The organism is Micromonospora tulbaghiae (assembly GCF_900091605.1).
GTDB lineage: Bacteria > Actinomycetota > Actinomycetes > Mycobacteriales > Micromonosporaceae > Micromonospora > Micromonospora tulbaghiae.
Genome location: NZ_FMCQ01000002.1, coordinates 603,735 through 620,126 on the forward strand (window position 1 = coordinate 603,735; position 16,392 = coordinate 620,126).

The following is a 16,392-nucleotide window of genomic DNA, read 5'->3' on the forward strand; positions in this document are numbered from 1 at the left end:
GGCCGGGTCGTGCCCGGGGCAACCCCTACCGTCTTCATAGGGACGAAGGGGAGCAGATGGGGCAGGCGGGGGACGCGGAACAGCCCAGGCGTTCGCGGGAGCGGCGCCGGGAGGCGCACGCGGCCGCGGCGGCCCGGGCCGGCCGGCACGGCGACCACGGCGAGCGGTCCGGTCGTGCCGCTCCGGAGCTGCCGGAACGGGTGGCGGCCCCGACGCGGCCGTCGCCGCCGGCGGGCCGGCTGCACCGGTGGTTGTTCGCGCACCGGGTCGAGCCGGTCGGCCCGGAGGTCCGCGAGCACCAGACCCGGTCCCACCCGTGGTGGCAGGTGATGTGCCTGACCGGCGTCGACTACTTCTCCACGCTGTCCTACCTGCCCGGCATCGCCGCCGTGGCGGCCGGCGCGCTCAGCCCGCTGGCCACGCTGCTGATCGTGGCGCTCACCCTGCTCGGGATGCTGCCGATGTACCGCCGGGTGGCGCGGGAGAGCCCGCACGGGCAGGGCTCGGTGGCCATGCTGGAGCGGCTGCTGCCGTTCTGGCGCGGCAAGGTCTTCGTGCTGGTGCTGCTCGGCTTCGTCGCCACCTCGTGGATCATCACGATCACGCTCTCCGCCGCCGACGCCAGTGTGCACCTGCTGGAGAATCCGGTGCTGCCCGCGTCGTTCCCGCACGGCGACACCGCGGCGGTGCTGGTCACCGTGGCTCTGCTGCTCGTGCTCGGCGGCGTGTTCCTGCTCGGGTTCAGCGAGGCCGTGCAGGTCGCCATCCCGCTGGTGGCGGTGTTCCTCGCGTTGAACGCGGTGGTGGTGGTCGCCGGGGTGGCCGAGGTCGTCGCCGACCCGGGGCTGCTCGGTGACTGGACCGGCCGGCTGGCCGACGCCGGCGGGCCCGGCGACGTCCTGGCCACCAGCGTGCTCGCGTTCCCGCTGCTGGTGCTCGGCCTGTCCGGGTTCGAGACCGGGGTGAGCATGATGCCGCTGGTGCGCGGCGACGGCGAGGACGTGCAGCGGCGGCTGGACGCCCGGATCCGCAACACCCGCCGGCTGCTCACCGCCGCCGCGTTGATCATGTCGGTCTACCTGATCGCCACCACGTTCGTGACCACGGTGCTGATCCCGCCCGAGGCGTTCGACCCCGGCGGGCCGGCCAACGGCCGGGCGCTGGCGTTCCTCGCCCACGAGCACCTCGGCGAGGCGTTCGGCACCGTCTACGACATCAGCAGCGTGCTCATCCTCTGGTTCGCCGGCGCGTCGGCGATGGCCGGGCTGATCAACATCGTGCCCCGCTACCTGCCGTCGTACGGCATGGCGCCGGAGTGGGGGCGGGCGGTGCGTCCCGTGGTGCTGGTCTACACCGCGATCAGCATCGCCATCACGATCGCCTTCTCCGCCGACGTGAACGCCCAGGCCGGCGCGTACGCCACGGGCATCCTCGCGATGATGGTCTCCGGCGCGATAGCGGTGACCATCGCGGCGCTGCGCGCCCGCAGCCGCGCCGCCGCCGGGTTCGCGCTGCTCACCGCCGTGCTGCTGTACGCGCTGGCGGAGAACGTGGTGGAGAAGCCGGACGGCATCACCATCTCCGGGTTCTTCATCGCCGGGATCGTCGCGGTGTCGCTGATCTCCCGGGTCACCCGGACCACCGAGCTGCGCGCCGAGCGGATCGAGTTCGACGAGGCGGCCCGCCGCTTCGTGGACGAATCCGTGGCCCGGGACGGGCGGCTGCACCTGATCGCCAACAAGCGGCAGCGCGGTTCGGTCAAGGAGTACCGGGTCAAGGAGCGGGCGCAACGGTCGATGAACCCGGTGCCCGGCGCCGCCGACGTGCTGTTCCTGGAGATCGACGTGAGCGACCCGTCCCAGTTCAGCCAGGTGCTGCGGGTGCACGGGGTGGAGTCCGGCGGATACCGGATCCTGCGCGCGAGCAGCCCCGCCGCGCCGAACGCGATTGCCGCGATCCTGCTGGCGTTGCGCGACGCGACGGGCGTCCGCCCGCACTGCCACTTCGAGTGGTCGGAGGGGAACCCGATCGCGCACCTGCTGCGCTACCTCATCCTCGGCCGGGGTGACACCCCGCCCGTGGTGCGGGAGATCATCCGCAAGTCCGAGCCGGACCCGACCCGCCGCCCGGGCATCCACGTCGGCGGCTGAGGTCCGAGGGCCGGCCAGCACGGGGACCGGCTGAGCGCGAGGGCCGGCCGGGCACGGGGGACTAGCCGAGCGCGCGGACCCGGGCGAGCAGGTCGCGGGCGCAGAAGTCCAGGAAGCCGTCCGGGTCCGGCCCGGCGTTCTGCAGCACGATGTGGTCGAAGCCGGCCTCGACGTACGTCCGCGCCTTCTCCACGTGCGGCGCGGCGTCGGGGCCGACGGAGAACTGCTGCCGGATGTGGTGGTCCTCGACCCAGGCGGTGGCGGCGTCGAAGTTCACCGGGTTGGGCAGCTCGCTCATCACCTTCCAGCCGGTGATCGCCCAGCGGCTGGTCTCCTTCGCCGCGCGTACCGCCGACTCCTCGTCGGCGGCCCAGGCCATCGGCACCTCGGCGTAGCGCGGGCCCCCGCCGCCGGCGTTGCGGTACTGGTCGACGATCGACGACTTCGGCTCGGTGGCGAACAGGCCGGTGCCCAGCTCGGCCGCCAGGCCGGCCGACTCCCGGCCGCTGGCGGCCACGGCGATCACCGGCGGCTGGTCGGGAAGGTCCCAGACCCGGGCGTCCTCCAGCTTCAGGTGCCGGCCGTCGTACGAGCGGTATCCGCCCTGCCAGAGCAGCCGGATGATCTCCAGCGCCTCGCGCAGCCGTTCGTGCCGCCCCCGCACACTGGGGAACCCCTGCCCGACGACGTGTTCGTTGAGCCGCTCGCCGGCGCCCACCCCGAGCGTGAACCGCCCGTCGGAGATCAGCGCCATGGTGGCGGCGGCCTGCGCGACGATCGCCGGGTGGTAGCGGACCGACGGGCAGGTGACGCCGGTGGCGAGGCCGAGGGTGGTGGTGCGGGCGGCGATTGCGCCGAGCGCGCTCCAGGTGAAGCAGGAGTGGCCCTGCACCTCGAGCCAGGGGTGGTAGTGGTCGCTCATCTCGACGAAGTCGAAGCCGGCCGCCTCGGCGCGGACCGCCTGGCGGATGAGTTCCTGGGGCCCGAACGCCTCCGAGGCGAGCTTGTAGCCGATCCGCATGCCCGGTTCTCCGTTCCGTCGTCGGCGAACCGCTGCCGTTCCCACCGTTTCGGTGGGCAAACCCCGCGAAACCCAGCCTCCTAGGACGGCGCAGCGGTGGTGACGGGCCGCGCCACGGGCACGAAACGGCCCGCGCTCGCCGGGCGGGCGCGGGCCGGGAGGGGAGTACGGGGGTGACGCCTACTTCGACGGCTCGGGGAGCTTGCAGTCCACCTTCGGGTTGGCGCCGATGTAGTTCAGCGGGCCGGCCACGATGGTGACCAGGATGGTGCCCGCCTCCGCGCAGTTGGTTTCGTCGTTGCCGTAGTAGCCGCGCTGACCCGCGGCGATGGCGCCGATGATGAGCCAGATGACGACCAGGACGCCGACTATCGAGGTGCCGCGCATCAGTTGCCTCCACTGGGGTTGTGGTGGATTCGAGGTGGAGGCCATGTACCCCGTGCGGGTGATCCGCCAAACGGCGCACCGGTGCCGGCACGGCCGATTCCGATTACCTCAGTGCGGTGGCATCGGCTCCTCGGGCGGGCGGCCCCGGCTGCGGCGGTAGTCGGCGAAGGCCACCCCGGCCAGCACCAGCATCGCCCCGGCCGAGGCGTAGACCGGTGCGAGGAACAACCCGGCCGGCGCGATCGTGAGCAGCGCCAGCACGCCGCCGGGCCGGGACCGCGAGACGCGGCTGAACACCTCGTACTCGAAGGCGCCCCGGCCGGTCAGGAACAGCGCCGGCCCGCCGAGGATCACCGCCAGCCAGGCCGGCGGCGTGTGGCCGGTCGGTTCCAGCAGGACCAGGTCGAAGCCCGCCGCGGTGGTCACCACCCCGGCCACCATCAGCAGATGGGTGTACGGCGCGGTGTTGAGGAACCGGCTCGGCTGGGCGGCCCGGGCGATGGCGTGCGGCAGCAGCTCACCGGACTTGTGCACGTAGATGCGCCAGAGCAGCAGCGTGGTGCCGAACGCGGTGGCGAAGGCGGCCAGGTTCTCCGCCTCGGAGTGGTGCGCGCTGAACACGGTGCCGGCGACCAGCACGGCGTCGCCGAGCGCGATGATGAAGAACTGCTGGTACCGCTCGGACAGGTGCTCGGCCGTCACGTTGCGCTGGGATTCCGGCACCGCGCCCAGGCCGGGGACCGGGTACGCCAGCCGGAACCCGAGATAGTCGATGGCCAGGGCGCCGGCCCACAGCCACAGCCGGGCGGTGCCGTGCACGGCGAGCGCGCCGACCAGCCAGGGCACCGCCGACACGGCGAACCAGACGAAGATGCGCAGGGCCCGGCGATTGCTCTGCGGATGCCGCCGTACGGCGGGCATGAGGAACAGCCCGCGTCCGAGATGGATCGCCACGTACGTGCCGCCGAACACCAGCCCACGGGAGCCGAACGCCTCCGGGATGGCGGTGGTCATCAGCAGCGCGCCGAACATCACCGCCACGATCAGCAGCTTGATCTCGGTGCGCTGCGGGTCGTAGATGTCGGTGACCAGCGTGGTGATCGCCCAGGTCCACCAGATCGCCATCAGCATGACCAGCGACTCGGCGGCCCGTTCCCAGGTCACCGACCCGACCAGGTTGCGCGAGATCAACGCGAGCGCGACCACGTAGACCAGGTCGAAGAAGAGTTCGAGCAGCGTCACCCGGCGCGGCGCCTCCGGATCGCGGACCGGCGGTCGCCGGCCGGCGGGCTCCGGCGCTGCGGTGGGCACGAGACGCTCCTGCGGGTGGCGGTACGCGCGGCGGGCCGTCCCGGCCCTTCACCGACGGTAGCGACGCCCGTTCCCGTCCGGTCAGCTTTCCGACATAACGCTCCTGCCGATCACACTCTGTCGTCGTTCCATGCCGGGTGCGGTGGTTGCCCGCCATCCGAGGGACGGCCGCGCCGGGGGATGCCGCACGTCGCGAATCGGCCGCGCGAAACGCGCCGGGCCGGTGGCGACCACAGTCACCACCGGCCCGGAACGCGGTTGCGGACTACTCGGCGCTCGCCGGCAGCACCCGCTCGGCGTCGGCCGGGGCACCCGCCAGCACCTTGGCCTGCTGCGGCCAGGAGGCGAGACCGGGCGCGGCACGCAGCCCGGCGGCCTTCACGGTCTGCCGCAGCGCGGCCTCGTCCAGCTCGGCGAGCTGCCGGTAGGTGCGGATCCCGGCGTCCTGGAGCGCGGCGGCCATCTTCGGCCCGATGCCCTGGATGCGCCGGAAGTCGTCCGGCGCGTCACCGGCGGCGTCCGCCGGCACGCCGTTCTCGGCCGAGGCCCGCGGCGCGGGCACCACGGCCGGCGTGGCGGCGACCGGCTCGGCCGTCGTCGCGGGCTCGGCGGTCTCGGCCGGCGCGACCTGCTCGACCTGCTCGGCCGTCTTGACCGGCTCGACGGTCTCCACCTGCTCGGCGGTCTCGACCGGCGACGGCGCTGCCTCCGCCGTGGTCGCACCAGCAGTCGGCGTCGTTGCCGAATCCGCCGGCTCGTCGGCGGGCGTCGACTGCGCCGGGACGGCGACGGGCGCGCGCTCCGGCTCCACCGCGAAGGGCTCCGACTCGGTGACGAGCGCCGGAGACGCGACCGGCTCCTCCACATCGGTGGAGGCCGGGGTGGCGGCGGGCTCGTCCACGACGGCCGGCGTGGAGGCCGGGGTGGCGGCGGGCTCGTCCACAACGGCCGGCGTGGAGACCGTCACCGGCTCGGACTCGGCGGGGGAGGACACCGGCTCGGAGGCGGTGCTCGACGACGCCTCCGGCTCGTCGGTGGCCTGGGCGGCGGTGGCGACGGCCGGCTCGGCGGTCGCCGTCTCGGTGGGCGCGGGCTGCTCGGCCACCGTGGCGGTCGCCGGGGGCTCGTCGACCACCGCGACCGGGCGCGGCTCGTCGACGGTGGCGGTCACCGCGGGGGCGGTCTCCACCGAGGGCGTCGCCGGAGCGCCGGGCCGGCGGCGGCCGACGACGAACCAGCCGGCAGCGAATCCGATGAGCAGGGCCAGTATCACGAACAGCCACTGCCCGAAGCTCGACGGCATGGCCAACCTCCTTCTATGTACGTGCACGACGGTGGCGAAAGACTCGGGGCAGCTTCGCACACCCGCGCGGCGCACGACAGGCAGCCCGGGGCCGGGCCACGACGGTGGGACCGGCGGTGTCGGCCGGTGCCCGGAGGATGACCGAGCGTGTGCCGGAAGGCGGGTCGAGCGGCTTCGGAGAGCAGGGAGACGCCCCGGAACCTGGGTGCCGTGCGTGGTTCCGGGGCGCCCCGTCCGTCGCCCGTGGCCGGTCAGTGGATCCGGTCGGGCGCAGGCGCGTCGGCGGCGTCCCAGCTGTAGAAGCAGCCGGCCACCGCGTCGCGGGGGGAGTGCCAGGTCGGCAGGTACGGGGAGGTGTGCGCGGAGAGCCGCTTGTTCACCTGCTCGTAGAGCGGGTTGTCGCGCAGCTCCGCGGTCAGCCCGGGGGCGACGTCGACGGTCTCCATCAGATGGACGCACAGGTCGTGCAGGTAGTACAGCGACCGGTGCCGGACGCCGGTGAGGTGGGGAAGCTCGGTGGCGTCGGCCTCGGCGAAGATCTGCGCCACCCTTCCCTGTGCGCCCGGCACGATCCGGCTGACCACCAACAGTCGACTCATCGTGACCCCTCTCGCCGCCGCGGTGCTGGCCTCACGGTGCCGGTCGCGCTGTCACCTCGCCGTCACCGCGTACCCCGGGGCATTGATGGTGGTGGCGGCGCGGTGGGGGCGCGCGGCGCCGGTTTGGCGGTCCGGTCCGTGCGGCGCGGCGGCGGTTCCGGGCGGCTGGCCCGGCGGATCGGCGCGAGCGTGTCGTCGAGCAGCGCGGTCATCGCCGGGGACGGTTCCAGGCGCAGCTCGCGCAGGAGCAGGTCGCGGTAGACGTAGAAGGAGTGGACCGCCTCGAACGCGTTGCCCTCGGCCAGGTGGATGCGGACCACCAAGCGGTGCGGGGTCTCCCGCAGCGGCTCGGCGGCCATCGCCTCCAGGGCCGCCTCAAGCGCCTCGCCGTGCCGGCCGGCGGTGAGGTGGTTGCCGGCGAGTTCCTCGAGCATGTGCAGGCGCAGCTGGCGCAGCCGTTCGCGTTCCAGCAGTACCCAGTCGTCGTACCAGCCGGGGAGCAGGTCGTGGCGTCCGGCGCCGGCGGCGCCGCGCGGGACGGCGCCCTCGCGGACCAGCGCCGCGGTCTCCACCAGGTCGTCCACGTCGAGGCGGACGGTGGGTCCGAGGCGGACGGTGTCGCCGTCGGTGCGCAGCGGGCAGCACGGATCCTGCCGCAGCCGCCACAGCGCGGTCCGCAGCGACGACAGCGCCCGCTCCTCCGGCGTCTCGGGCCACAACAGCCCGGCGAGGTGGCTGCGGGTCGCGGCCGGGCGCAGGCCGATCAGTGCGATGACGCGCTGCAGACCCCGGGGTACGACCACGGGAGTGTCGTCGTGCAGCAGCTGGAAGCCGCCGAGCAGGTGCAGTGACACCCGTGGGGCGGGTTCGCCCGCCGTCGGCATTCTCGATCCACCCGCCACGGCGCACCCCCCAGCACCGGAACCCTCGTCCCGACCGTTTGCGTTGCCCGGACCGTCGCCCGCGACGCCGGTGTCGGAACGCCTCCGCCACGGTCGGGAACCTCCGCCGTGGCCGGGCTGACCGAGACGGAGAATATCAATCCCTGTTACTCTCAGTCAACGGTCGGTCGGCCACCTGACTGTCCGCTGCGGACCCGTAACACGGCTGTGATCTGCGAATAAGTGTCGCCGACCCGGAAACCGGAAGGCGATCTTCGCATAGCTCACGCACAGCTTGCGTCAACGCAGCGTCACCATGTTTGTGCCGCGATGGGGCCCGGTTGACGCCCGGTAGACGCCGCCGGCGCGACCGTGTGGCGATCCGTGCGGCGCGACTGGTTCGCCGCGCACCGGGACGTGCAGGAGGCGCGAATGGACCGTTCGCTCATCGTCGCCAAGGTGGTGCCGACGGCCGAGGACCGGGTGGCCGAGATCTTCGCCGAGTCCGACGCGACCGAGCTGCCCGGCCTGGTCGGGGTCCGGCACCGCTCGCTGTACCGGCTGCACGACCTCTACGTCCATCTGCTGGAGACGGAGACACCGGCGCAGGGCGCGGTGGAGGACAACCGCGGGCATCCGGAGTTCGTCCGGATCAGCGAGCGGCTGCGGCCGTACATCTCGCCGTACCTGCCGACCTGGCGTTCGCCGCGCGACGCGATGGCGCACTGCTTCTACCGCTACGACGCGCCGGCCCACGACATCGCCGGGCGGCCACGGTGACCACGACCGCACCGCGCGACGAGCAGCTCTGGTCGAGGTGCGACGGGTGCGCGTCGCTGCTCTACCGCAAGCGGCTGCGCCGCAACCTGGACGTCTGCCCGGAGTGCGGCTCGCACGCCCGGCTGGACGCGCCGGACCGGGTGGCGCAGCTGGCCGACCCGGAATCGTTCGTCCCGCTGCCGGACCGGGCGGTACGCGTCGACCCGATCGAGTTCGTCGACGAGTTGCCGTACCCGCACCGGCTCGGCGCGGCCCGCGCGGCGACCGGCCTGGACGAGGCGGTGCTCTGCGGCACCGCCCGGCTGGGCGGACACCCGGTCGCGCTGGCGGTGATGGACTTCCGCTTCCTCGGCGGCAGTCTCGGCTGCGCGGTCGGTGAGCTGATCACCCGGACCGCCGAGCGGGCGCTCGCCGACGGCATCCCGCTGGTGCTGGTGACCGCGTCCGGCGGCGCGCGGATGCAGGAGGGCGCGCTGTCGCTGATGCAGATGGCCACCGTCAGCCAGGCGCTCGCCGGGATGCGGGAGGCGGGCCTGCTCACGGTCAGCGTGGTCACCGATCCCACGTACGGCGGGGTGGCCGCCTCCTTCGCGACCAACACCGACCTGGTGCTCGCCGAGAGCGGCGCCCGGCTGGGTTTCGCCGGGCCGCGGGTGATCCGCCAGGTCACCGGCGCGAAGCTGCCGGAGGGCTTCCAGACCGCGGAGTACCTGCTGCGGCACGGCCAGGTCGACATGGTGGTGCCCCGGCACGCGTTGCGGGGCCGGCTCGCCGCGCTGCTCGCCGCCGCCGAGGCGGGCCGACGCGCGCCGGAGACCCCGCCCGCCCCGCGCGGGCCGGCCACCGTGCCGACCGCGACCGCGCGTCCGGACCGCGACCCCTGGGAGACGGTACGCACGGCGCGGCACCCGGGCCGGCCGACCACACTGGACTACCTGGAGACCGCGTTCGACGGGTTCGTGGAGCTGCACGGCGACCGGCTCGGCGCGGACTGCCCGGCGGTCGTCGGCGGCATCGCCCGCCTCGACGGCCGGCCGGTGATGGTGATCGGCCACCAGAAGGGACACACCACCGCCGAACTGGTGACGCGCAACTTCGGCATGGCCAGCCCGGCCGGGCACCGCAAGGCGCTGCGGCTGATGCGTCTCGCGGCACGGCTGCGGCTGCCGGTGGTGACGCTCGTGGACACGCCCGGAGCCGACCCGGGGGTGAACGCCGAGCAGCAGGGCCAGGCGGCGGCGATCGCGGAGAACATCCTCGCGCTCACCGTGCTGCCCACGCCGGTGGTGGCGGTGGTCACCGGGGAGGGCGGCAGCGGCGGCGCGCTCGCGCTCGCGGTCGCCGACCGGGTGCTCATGCTGGAACACGCCGTCTACTCGGTGATCAGCCCGGAGGGCTGCGCCGCGATCCTCTGGCCGGACAGCTCGGCCGCCCCGCAGGCGGCCCGCGCGCTGCGGCTCACCGGCGCCGACCTGTGCCGCCTCGGCGTGGTCGACGAGCTGGTGCCGGAGCCGCGCCCGGCCGCGCACGCCGACCCGGGCGGCGCGGCCGAGCTGCTGCGCCGGGCGGTCGCGGCGAACCTCGCCCCGCTGCTCACCGTCCCTCCGGCCACCCTGGTCCGCCGCCGCCGGCAGCGGTTCCGCCGCTTCGGCGCGGCCCGCTCGGCCGCCGCCGGCCCGTCCCCGGCCGCACCCGCGGCGGGTCGGGCGGAGGTGGCGTGATGGCCGACGCCGAGGCCGAGCAGGTGCTGGACGGGCTGCGCCGGCAGGCCCGCAAGCTCGTCGCCGACCTGGCCGGGCCGGTACGCCGGGTGCGGCTGCGCAGCGGCGAGTCGGTGCTGGAGGTCGAGTGGCACGACCCGGCGGCACCCGCGCAGCGCGCCGCCGAACCGGCCGGGGCGCTCCCCGCCCGGGCCGCCGAACCCGCCGCACGCGTGGCGCCGGTGGCCGACCGGCCGGCCGTGCGCTCACCGGTGGTCGGCACGTTCTACCGCGCTCCCGAGCCCGGGGCGATGCCGTTCGTCGCGGTCGGCGACCTGGTCCGGCCGGGCCAGGTGGTCGGCATTGTCGAGGCCATGAAGCTGATGAACGAGGTGACCTCCGGCCAGGCCGGACGGGTGGTCGAGGTGCTCGTCGACGACGGCAAGCCCGTCGAGTACGACCAGCCGCTGATCGCCCTGGAACCGGTCACCGGACAGGACTCCTGATGTTCGACAAGGTGCTGATCGCCAACCGGGGCGAGATCGCGCTGCGGGTGCTGCGCGCCTGCCGGGAACTCGGCGTGCGCACGGTGGTGGTGCACTCCAGCGCCGACGCCGACTCGCTGCCGGTGCGGCTGGCCGACGAGGCGGTACGGATCGGCCCGGCGGCCAGCCGCCGCAGCTACCTCAACGCCGCAGCGATCGTGGAGGCCGCCCGGCAGACCGGCGCGCAGGCGGTCCACCCCGGTTACGGATTCCTGTCCGAGGACGCCGACTTCGCCGAGATCTGCGCCGAGAACGGGCTGGTCTTCGTCGGCCCGCCGCCGCAGGTGATGGCCGCGCTCGCGGACAAGTCGACGGCCCGGGCGCTGATGAGCAAGGCCGGGCTGCCGCTGCCGCCGGGCAGCGTACGGACGCTGCCCACCGTCGGCGAGGCGCAGGAGGTGGCCGCCGAGGTGGGCTACCCGGTCATCGTGAAGGCCGCGGCGGGCGGTGGCGGGCGCGGCATGACGGTGGTGCGCACGGCCGCCGAGCTGCCCCGCGCGTACGCCAGGACCCGCGCCGCCGCCCAGGTCGCGTTCGGCGACGACCGGGTGTACGTCGAGCGGTACCTCGCCGACGCGCGCCACGTCGAGGTGCAGGTGCTCTGCGACGGCCACGGCAACGGCGTGCACCTGGGCACCCGGGACTGCTCGGTGCAGCGCCGCCACCAGAAGCTGATCGAGGAGGCGCCCGCGCCCGCTCTGCGGCAGGCCACCCTGGACACCGTCGCCGAGGTGGCGCTGCGCGGCGCGCTGTCGGTCGGCTTCACGGGCGCCGGAACCGTGGAGTTCCTGGTCGACGAGGCCGAACGTTGCCACTTCCTGGAGATCAACTGCCGGATCCAGGTGGAACACCCGGTCACCGAGATGGTCACCGGCATCGACCTCGTGCAGGAACAGCTGCACGTGGCCTTCGGCACCCCGCTGCGGCTGCGGCAGTCCGACGTACGCCTGGACGGCGTGGCGATCGAGTGCCGGGTCAACGTGGAGGACCCGGATCGCGACTTCGCGCCCGCGCCCGGCCGGCTGGACCGGTTCCGCCCGCCGGGCGGCCCGTTCACCCGGGTCGACACCCACGGCCACGTCGGTTACCTGGTCAGCCCGCACTACGACTCGCTGCTGGCAAAGGTGGCGGTATGGGCGCCGGACCGGGACGCCGCGCTGGACCGGCTCGACCGGGCGCTGGCCGAGTTCGACGTGGCGGGCCCCGGCGTACGTACCACCATCCCGTTCGCCCGGCGGGTGCTGCGCGACCCCGCATTCCGGGCCGCCCGGCACACCACCGCCCTGGTGGAACGCCTGCAAGCCCCGCCCGCCGACGAAGCCCCGCCGACCGACGACGCCACGCCGACCGACGAAGCCCTGCCGACCGACGAAGCCACGCCGGCCGACGCCCCGCCCGCCGACGGCGCGGCCGAGGCGTCCCCGGCGCGGGCCGTCGTGCCCGACCCGCGCGCCGAGCCGGGCGGCCGTACCCCCGTCAGCGCCGTGCCCGCCGCCGGCCCGACCACCTGGAGGAACCGATGACCGTCGCCCCCGACCGCCCGCTCGCCCGCGAGATCACCGACATCCTGGTCACGCACTGCGGCCTGGACCCGGACGCCGCCGCCGAGGCGCCGGCCGCGAGCCTGGAGGAGCTGGGCATGGACTCGCTGGCACTGCTGGAACTGTCAGCGGTGGTGGCCGACAGGTGGCGGGTGAAGATCCCCGAACAGGCCGGGCAGCTCAGCATCGCCGGCGTCGCCGACCTGGTGGCCCGCAAGGCGGACCCGCCCGGGCACACCGAGAACGCCGTGGAGATCGCCGCGCCGCTGCCGCTGGTCTGGGAGATCACCAACGACGTGGCCCGGTGGCCGGACCTGTTCACCGAGTACGCGGTGGCGGAGATCCTGCACCGCGACGGCGACACCGTGCGCTTCCGGCTCACCATGCATCCCGACGAGAACGGTGTGTCGTGGAGCTGGGTCAGCGAGCGCACCGCCGACCCGGCCACCCGCGAGGTGCACGCCCGGCGCGTCGAGACCGGCCCGTTCGAGTACATGCGCATCCACTGGCGCTACGACGAGACGCCCGGCGGCACCCGGATGACCTGGACGCAGGACTTCGCGATGAAACCGGACGCACCTGTCGACAACGCCGGCATGACCGACCGGATCAACACCAACAGCACGATCCAGCTCGCCGTGATCAAGGAGAAGATCGAGCGGGCGCACGCGGGAGGCGCGCGATGACCGACACCACCACCGCCCGGGTCTCCGTCCACGACGTACCCGCCGACCGCCGCCGCGGCGGGGAACTGCGGGTGCTGCTCGGCCCGAAGACAGTCGGCAGCACATCCGGTTTCATGGGCGTCGCCACGCTGGCGCCGGGGGAGCGGATCGCCGAGCACTACCACCCGTACAGCGAGGAGTTCCTCTACGTCGCCCGCGGCGCGATCACCGTCGACCTGGACGACGTGCCGGTGCCGGTCGCGGCCGGGGAGGCGCTCTACGTACCCAAGGACGTGCGACACCGGCTGCGCAACACCGGCGACGAGCCCGCCGAGGTGGTGTTCCACCTCGGACCGCTCGCACCGCGCCCGGAACTCGGCCACGTCGACACCGAGAGCGCGGCGCCGCCGCCACGGGAGCCGTCGTGACCGGCCGGCGCACAGTGGTCACCGGCATCGGCGTCGTCGCACCCGGCGGCGCCACCCGGGACCGCTTCTGGAAGACGATCACCGAGGGGCGCACCGCGACACGGCGGATCAGCTTCTTCGACCCGTCGCCGTTCCGGTCGCAGATCGCCGCCGAGTGCGACTTCGACCCGGACGCCGCCGGGATCACGCTCGCCGAACGGCAGCGCGCCGACCGGTACGTGCAGTTCGCGCTCGCCTGCTCGGCCGAGGCGCTCGCGGACAGCGGCCTCACCCTCACCGACGCGCAGCGGGAACGCGCCGGGGTGGTGCTCGGCACCGCCGTCGGCGGGACCATGGCGCTGGAGCAGGAGTACGTGCGGGTCAGCGACTCCGGCCGGCACTGGCTGGTCGACCACGCGCTCGGCGGGCCGTACCTCTACCAGGCGCTGGTGCCCAGCAGCCTGGCCGCCGACGTGGCCTGCCGGCACGGCCTGCACGGCCCGGCGCAGGTCATCTCCACCGGCTGCACCTCCGGCATCGACGCGATCGGGTACGCCCACCAGCTCGTCGCCGACGGCGAGGCCGACGTGGTGCTCGCGGGCGCCGCCGACTCGCCGATCTCCCCGGTCACCGTCGCCTCGTTCGACGCGATCGGCGCGACCAGCCCGGACAACGACGACCCGGAGCACGCGTCCCGGCCGTTCGACGCCGACCGGCACGGGTTCGTCCTCGCCGAGGGAGCCGCGGTGCTGGTGCTGGAGGAGGCCGAGCACGCCCGCCGCCGGGGCGCGCACGTCTACTGCGAGGTCGCCGGGTACGCCAGCCGCAGCAACGGTTTCCACATGACCGGGCTGCGCCCGGACGGCGCGGAGATGGCGGTGGCGATCAGCGACGCGCTGCGGCAGGCGCGGCTCGCACCGTCGACCGTGTCGTACGTCAGCGCGCACGGGTCCGGCACCCGGCAGAACGACAGGCACGAGACGGCCGCGTTCAAGCGGGCGCTGGGGGAGACGGCCTACCGGGTGCCGATCAGCTCGATCAAGTCGATGGTCGGCCACTCGCTCGGCGCCATCGGCTCGATCGAGATGGCCGCCTGCGCGCTCGCCATCGAGTACGGCGTGGTCCCGCCCACCGCCAACTGGACCACCCGCGACCCGGAGTGCGACCTGGACTACGTGCCGAACGAGGCCCGGGAGGTGCCGGTGGACGTGGCGCTGTCGGTGGGCAGCGGCTTCGGCGGCTTCCAGTCGGCCATGGTGTTCCGCCGGCTGGCGGTGACGCCGCTATGAGCGCGAGGAGTGAGCCGGGTTTGCGAGCCCCGCAGTCGCGAACAAGGACGGCACCGTGACCGCGCGGGCCGTCGTGACGGGCATCGGCGTGGTGGCGCCCAGCGGCGTCGGCGCCGAGGCGCACTGGGACACCGTGCTCACCGGCACCCGCCGCATCGGGCCGATCACGCTGTTCGACCCGCAGCGCTACCCGACCCGGGTGGCCGGGGAGGTGGCCGGCTTCGACCCGGCCGGGTCCAGCGACACCCGGCAGCGGGTGCAGACCGACAGGTGGAGCCACCTCGGCTTCGCCGCCACCAAGCTGGCGCTCGCCGACGCCGGGCTGCCCGAGGTGTCGCCCGACCCGTACAAGTGGGCGGTCACGCTCGCCAGCTCGTCGGGCGGCAACCTGTTCGGGCAGCGGGAGCTGCAACGGCTCTGGGGCGGGCCGAGCCGCACCGTCGGGGCGTACCAGTCGATCGCCTGGTTCTACGCCGCGAGCGTGGGGCAGCTGTCGATCCGCCACCAGTTCAAGGGGCCGTCCGGGGTGACCGTGTCCGAGTCGGCCGGTGGGCTGGACAGCCTGGCGCACGCGGTACGCACCATCCGCCGGGGCACGCCGGTGGTGATCGCCGGGGCGACCGAGTGCCCGCTGAGCCCGTACGCGCTCGCCTGCCAGCTCCGCTCCGGCCTGCTCAGCGACGTGTCCGACCCGGAGCGGGCGTACCGGCCGTTCGACGTCGCGGCCAGCGGTTACGTGCCGGCCGAGGGCGGCGCGGTCTTCGTGGTGGAGGAGCTCGGCCACGCGCTGGCCCGGGGCGCCCGCGTCTACGGGGAGATCACCGGCTGGGCCGCCACCCACGACGCCGCGCCCACCGACCCGGCCACCGGCCCCGACCCGGTCCACTACGCCCGCGCGCTGCGGCTCGCGCTGGAGCGCGCCGGGGTACGCCCGCACGACGTGGACGTGATCTGGCCGGACGCGCTCGGCGTGCCCGCGTACGACCGGGCCGAGGCGGCGGCGCTGCGCGCCGTGTTCGGCGACCGGACGCCGCCGGTGACCACCCAGAAGCCGCTGACCGGGCGGGCGCACCAGGGCGGGTCGGCGCTGGACGCGGCCACCGCGCTCCTGGCGTTCCGCCGTGGGATGCTGCCCGCCTCGGCCGGCCCGGACGAGCCGGCGCCCGGCTGCGAGCTGACGTTCCTGCGGCAGCCCCGCCCGCCGCGCAGCCGGATCGCGCTGGTCGGCGCGCGCGGCTTCGACGGCTTCAACAGCGCGCTGGTGCTGCGCGGCGCCGCGCCCCCACCGGCGGGCGAGCGCTGACCGGGCCGCCCTGCCGCGTCACGACGGCCGGGCCAGGTACGCGGTCTTCGCGTCGCCGGAGAACCCGCAGGCCAGGTAGAAGGCGTGGGTCGCGGGCGAGCGCGACCCGGTCATGAGCATCGCCTTGTAGCAGCCCGCGTCCCAGGCGGCCCGGAGCGTGCCGGCCATGATCTCCCTGCCCAGGCCGGTGCCGCGCCGCGACTCGTCCACCACCACGTTCTCGATGACCGCGTAGGGCGACGCGGACCGGCTCAGGTTGGGGATCACGTTGAGATACGTGGTGGCGACGACCGCGCCGTCCAGGTCGAGCACGAACAGGTGCAGCCCCTCGGTCGCCAGGATCCGCGCGAAGGCCCGCTCGTCGGAGCCGTCGCTCAGGTGTGGGTCGTCCGGGTTCAGCTGCCGGTAGAGGCGGATGACCTGCGGGAAGTCGTCGGGCCGGGCCGCACGGAACATGCCGTGAGCGTAGCCGCCCCCGCCGTCCGCGCGAGGTTCCGTGCGCGCACAGCA

16 protein-coding genes are annotated in these 16,392 nt (G+C 74.3%); 9 read left to right on the forward strand and 7 right to left on the reverse strand.

The window, feature by feature from the left end; genetic code table 11:
• Positions 1–56 precede the first annotated feature (56 nt).
• Entirely contained in the window at positions 57–2,150 is a 2,094-nt protein-coding gene (locus tag GA0070562_RS07790; RefSeq protein WP_091417695.1) for an APC family permease, read from the forward strand.
• Between the two features lie 61 nt (positions 2,151–2,211).
• Here GA0070562_RS07790 and GA0070562_RS07795 read toward each other — a convergent pair whose 3' ends face one another.
• The 6 genes from GA0070562_RS07795 to GA0070562_RS07820 all read right to left on the reverse strand — a co-directional run bounded on the left by GA0070562_RS07795 (position 2,212) and on the right by GA0070562_RS07820 (position 7,673).
• The gene (locus GA0070562_RS07795; protein WP_091417699.1) at positions 2,212–3,171 is read right to left on the reverse strand and encodes a TIGR03557 family F420-dependent LLM class oxidoreductase; all 960 of its coding nucleotides are present in this window, start codon (positions 3,169–3,171) and stop codon (positions 2,212–2,214) included.
• A 180-nt stretch (positions 3,172–3,351) separates the two neighbouring features.
• Positions 3,352–3,558, reverse strand: a complete 207-nt coding sequence (locus GA0070562_RS07800; RefSeq protein ID WP_013286658.1) for a hypothetical protein — start codon at positions 3,556–3,558, stop codon at positions 3,352–3,354.
• 108 nt (positions 3,559–3,666) lie between these two features.
• Positions 3,667–4,869: a low temperature requirement protein A gene (locus GA0070562_RS07805; protein ID WP_091417702.1), complete on the reverse strand. Its 1,203-nt coding sequence runs from the start codon at positions 4,867–4,869 to the stop codon at positions 3,667–3,669.
• A gap of 265 nt (positions 4,870–5,134) precedes the next feature.
• Positions 5,135–6,172: a helix-hairpin-helix domain-containing protein gene (locus tag GA0070562_RS07810; protein ID WP_091417706.1), complete on the reverse strand. Its 1,038-nt coding sequence runs from the start codon at positions 6,170–6,172 to the stop codon at positions 5,135–5,137.
• Positions 6,173–6,423: 251 nt separating this feature from the next.
• The gene (locus GA0070562_RS07815) at positions 6,424–6,771 is read right to left on the reverse strand and encodes a TcmI family type II polyketide cyclase (protein WP_091417709.1); all 348 of its coding nucleotides are present in this window, start codon (positions 6,769–6,771) and stop codon (positions 6,424–6,426) included.
• A gap of 62 nt (positions 6,772–6,833) precedes the next feature.
• Positions 6,834–7,673: an AfsR/SARP family transcriptional regulator gene (locus GA0070562_RS07820; RefSeq protein ID WP_225853333.1), complete on the reverse strand. Its 840-nt coding sequence runs from the start codon at positions 7,671–7,673 to the stop codon at positions 6,834–6,836.
• Between the two features lie 411 nt (positions 7,674–8,084).
• On the opposite strand from GA0070562_RS07820, the gene GA0070562_RS07825 reads away from it, so the two are divergent.
• From GA0070562_RS07825 to GA0070562_RS07860, 8 genes are read left to right on the forward strand one after another with little or no spacing between them, the layout of a single operon-like run.
• Positions 8,085–8,432 (forward strand): TcmI family type II polyketide cyclase, encoded by a 348-nt coding sequence (locus GA0070562_RS07825; protein ID WP_091418459.1) that lies wholly within the window; start codon positions 8,085–8,087, stop codon positions 8,430–8,432.
• Complete coding sequence (locus GA0070562_RS07830) at positions 8,429–10,153, forward strand: acetyl-CoA carboxylase carboxyltransferase subunit alpha (protein ID WP_091417715.1); 1,725 nt, start codon at positions 8,429–8,431, stop codon at positions 10,151–10,153. Before GA0070562_RS07825 ends, GA0070562_RS07830 begins: the two co-directional genes overlap by 4 nt.
• Positions 10,153–10,638, forward strand: coding sequence for an acetyl-CoA carboxylase biotin carboxyl carrier protein (accB, locus tag GA0070562_RS07835; protein WP_091417718.1), 486 nt, complete (start codon positions 10,153–10,155; stop codon positions 10,636–10,638). Before GA0070562_RS07830 ends, accB begins: the two co-directional genes overlap by 1 nt.
• Positions 10,638–12,200, forward strand: coding sequence for an acetyl-CoA carboxylase biotin carboxylase subunit (locus GA0070562_RS07840; RefSeq protein WP_091417722.1), 1,563 nt, complete (start codon positions 10,638–10,640; stop codon positions 12,198–12,200). The genes accB and GA0070562_RS07840 overlap by 1 nt, the downstream gene beginning before the upstream one ends.
• Positions 12,197–12,904 (forward strand): SRPBCC family protein, encoded by a 708-nt coding sequence (locus GA0070562_RS07845; protein WP_091417725.1) that lies wholly within the window; start codon positions 12,197–12,199, stop codon positions 12,902–12,904. Before GA0070562_RS07840 ends, GA0070562_RS07845 begins: the two co-directional genes overlap by 4 nt.
• On the forward strand, positions 12,901–13,311 hold the full coding sequence (locus tag GA0070562_RS07850; protein ID WP_018784080.1) for a cupin domain-containing protein: 411 nt from the start codon (positions 12,901–12,903) through the stop codon (positions 13,309–13,311). Before GA0070562_RS07845 ends, GA0070562_RS07850 begins: the two co-directional genes overlap by 4 nt.
• Positions 13,308–14,579, forward strand: coding sequence for a beta-ketoacyl-[acyl-carrier-protein] synthase family protein (locus GA0070562_RS07855; RefSeq protein WP_091417730.1), 1,272 nt, complete (start codon positions 13,308–13,310; stop codon positions 14,577–14,579). Before GA0070562_RS07850 ends, GA0070562_RS07855 begins: the two co-directional genes overlap by 4 nt.
• Before the next feature lie 55 nt (positions 14,580–14,634).
• Complete coding sequence (locus GA0070562_RS07860) at positions 14,635–15,882, forward strand: beta-ketoacyl synthase N-terminal-like domain-containing protein (RefSeq protein ID WP_091417737.1); 1,248 nt, start codon at positions 14,635–14,637, stop codon at positions 15,880–15,882.
• A gap of 18 nt (positions 15,883–15,900) precedes the next feature.
• Here the strand turns inward: GA0070562_RS07860 and GA0070562_RS07865 are convergent, their stop codons facing one another.
• The gene (locus GA0070562_RS07865; RefSeq protein ID WP_091417743.1) at positions 15,901–16,338 is read right to left on the reverse strand and encodes a GNAT family N-acetyltransferase; all 438 of its coding nucleotides are present in this window, start codon (positions 16,336–16,338) and stop codon (positions 15,901–15,903) included.
• Positions 16,339–16,392 lie beyond the last annotated feature (54 nt).

Bases quoted from the DNA above. Each gene is read 5' to 3' on its own strand.
- GA0070562_RS07790 (WP_091417695.1), top strand. From the start codon at position 57: ATGGGGCAGGCGGGGGACGCGGAACAGCCCAGGCGTTCGCGGGAGCGG.
- GA0070562_RS07795 (WP_091417699.1), bottom strand. From the start codon at position 3,171: ATGCGGATCGGCTACAAGCTCGCCTCGGAGGCGTTCGGGCCCCAGGAA.
- GA0070562_RS07800 (WP_013286658.1), bottom strand. From the start codon at position 3,558: ATGCGCGGCACCTCGATAGTCGGCGTCCTGGTCGTCATCTGGCTCATC.
- GA0070562_RS07810 (WP_091417706.1), bottom strand. From the start codon at position 6,172: ATGCCGTCGAGCTTCGGGCAGTGGCTGTTCGTGATACTGGCCCTGCTC.
- GA0070562_RS07815 (WP_091417709.1), bottom strand. From the start codon at position 6,771: ATGAGTCGACTGTTGGTGGTCAGCCGGATCGTGCCGGGCGCACAGGGA.
- GA0070562_RS07825 (WP_091418459.1), top strand. From the start codon at position 8,085: ATGGACCGTTCGCTCATCGTCGCCAAGGTGGTGCCGACGGCCGAGGAC.
- accB (WP_091417718.1), top strand. From the start codon at position 10,153: ATGGCCGACGCCGAGGCCGAGCAGGTGCTGGACGGGCTGCGCCGGCAG.
- GA0070562_RS07840 (WP_091417722.1), top strand. From the start codon at position 10,638: ATGTTCGACAAGGTGCTGATCGCCAACCGGGGCGAGATCGCGCTGCGG.
- GA0070562_RS07845 (WP_091417725.1), top strand. From the start codon at position 12,197: ATGACCGTCGCCCCCGACCGCCCGCTCGCCCGCGAGATCACCGACATC.
- GA0070562_RS07850 (WP_018784080.1), top strand. From the start codon at position 12,901: ATGACCGACACCACCACCGCCCGGGTCTCCGTCCACGACGTACCCGCC.
- GA0070562_RS07865 (WP_091417743.1), bottom strand. From the start codon at position 16,338: ATGTTCCGTGCGGCCCGGCCCGACGACTTCCCGCAGGTCATCCGCCTC.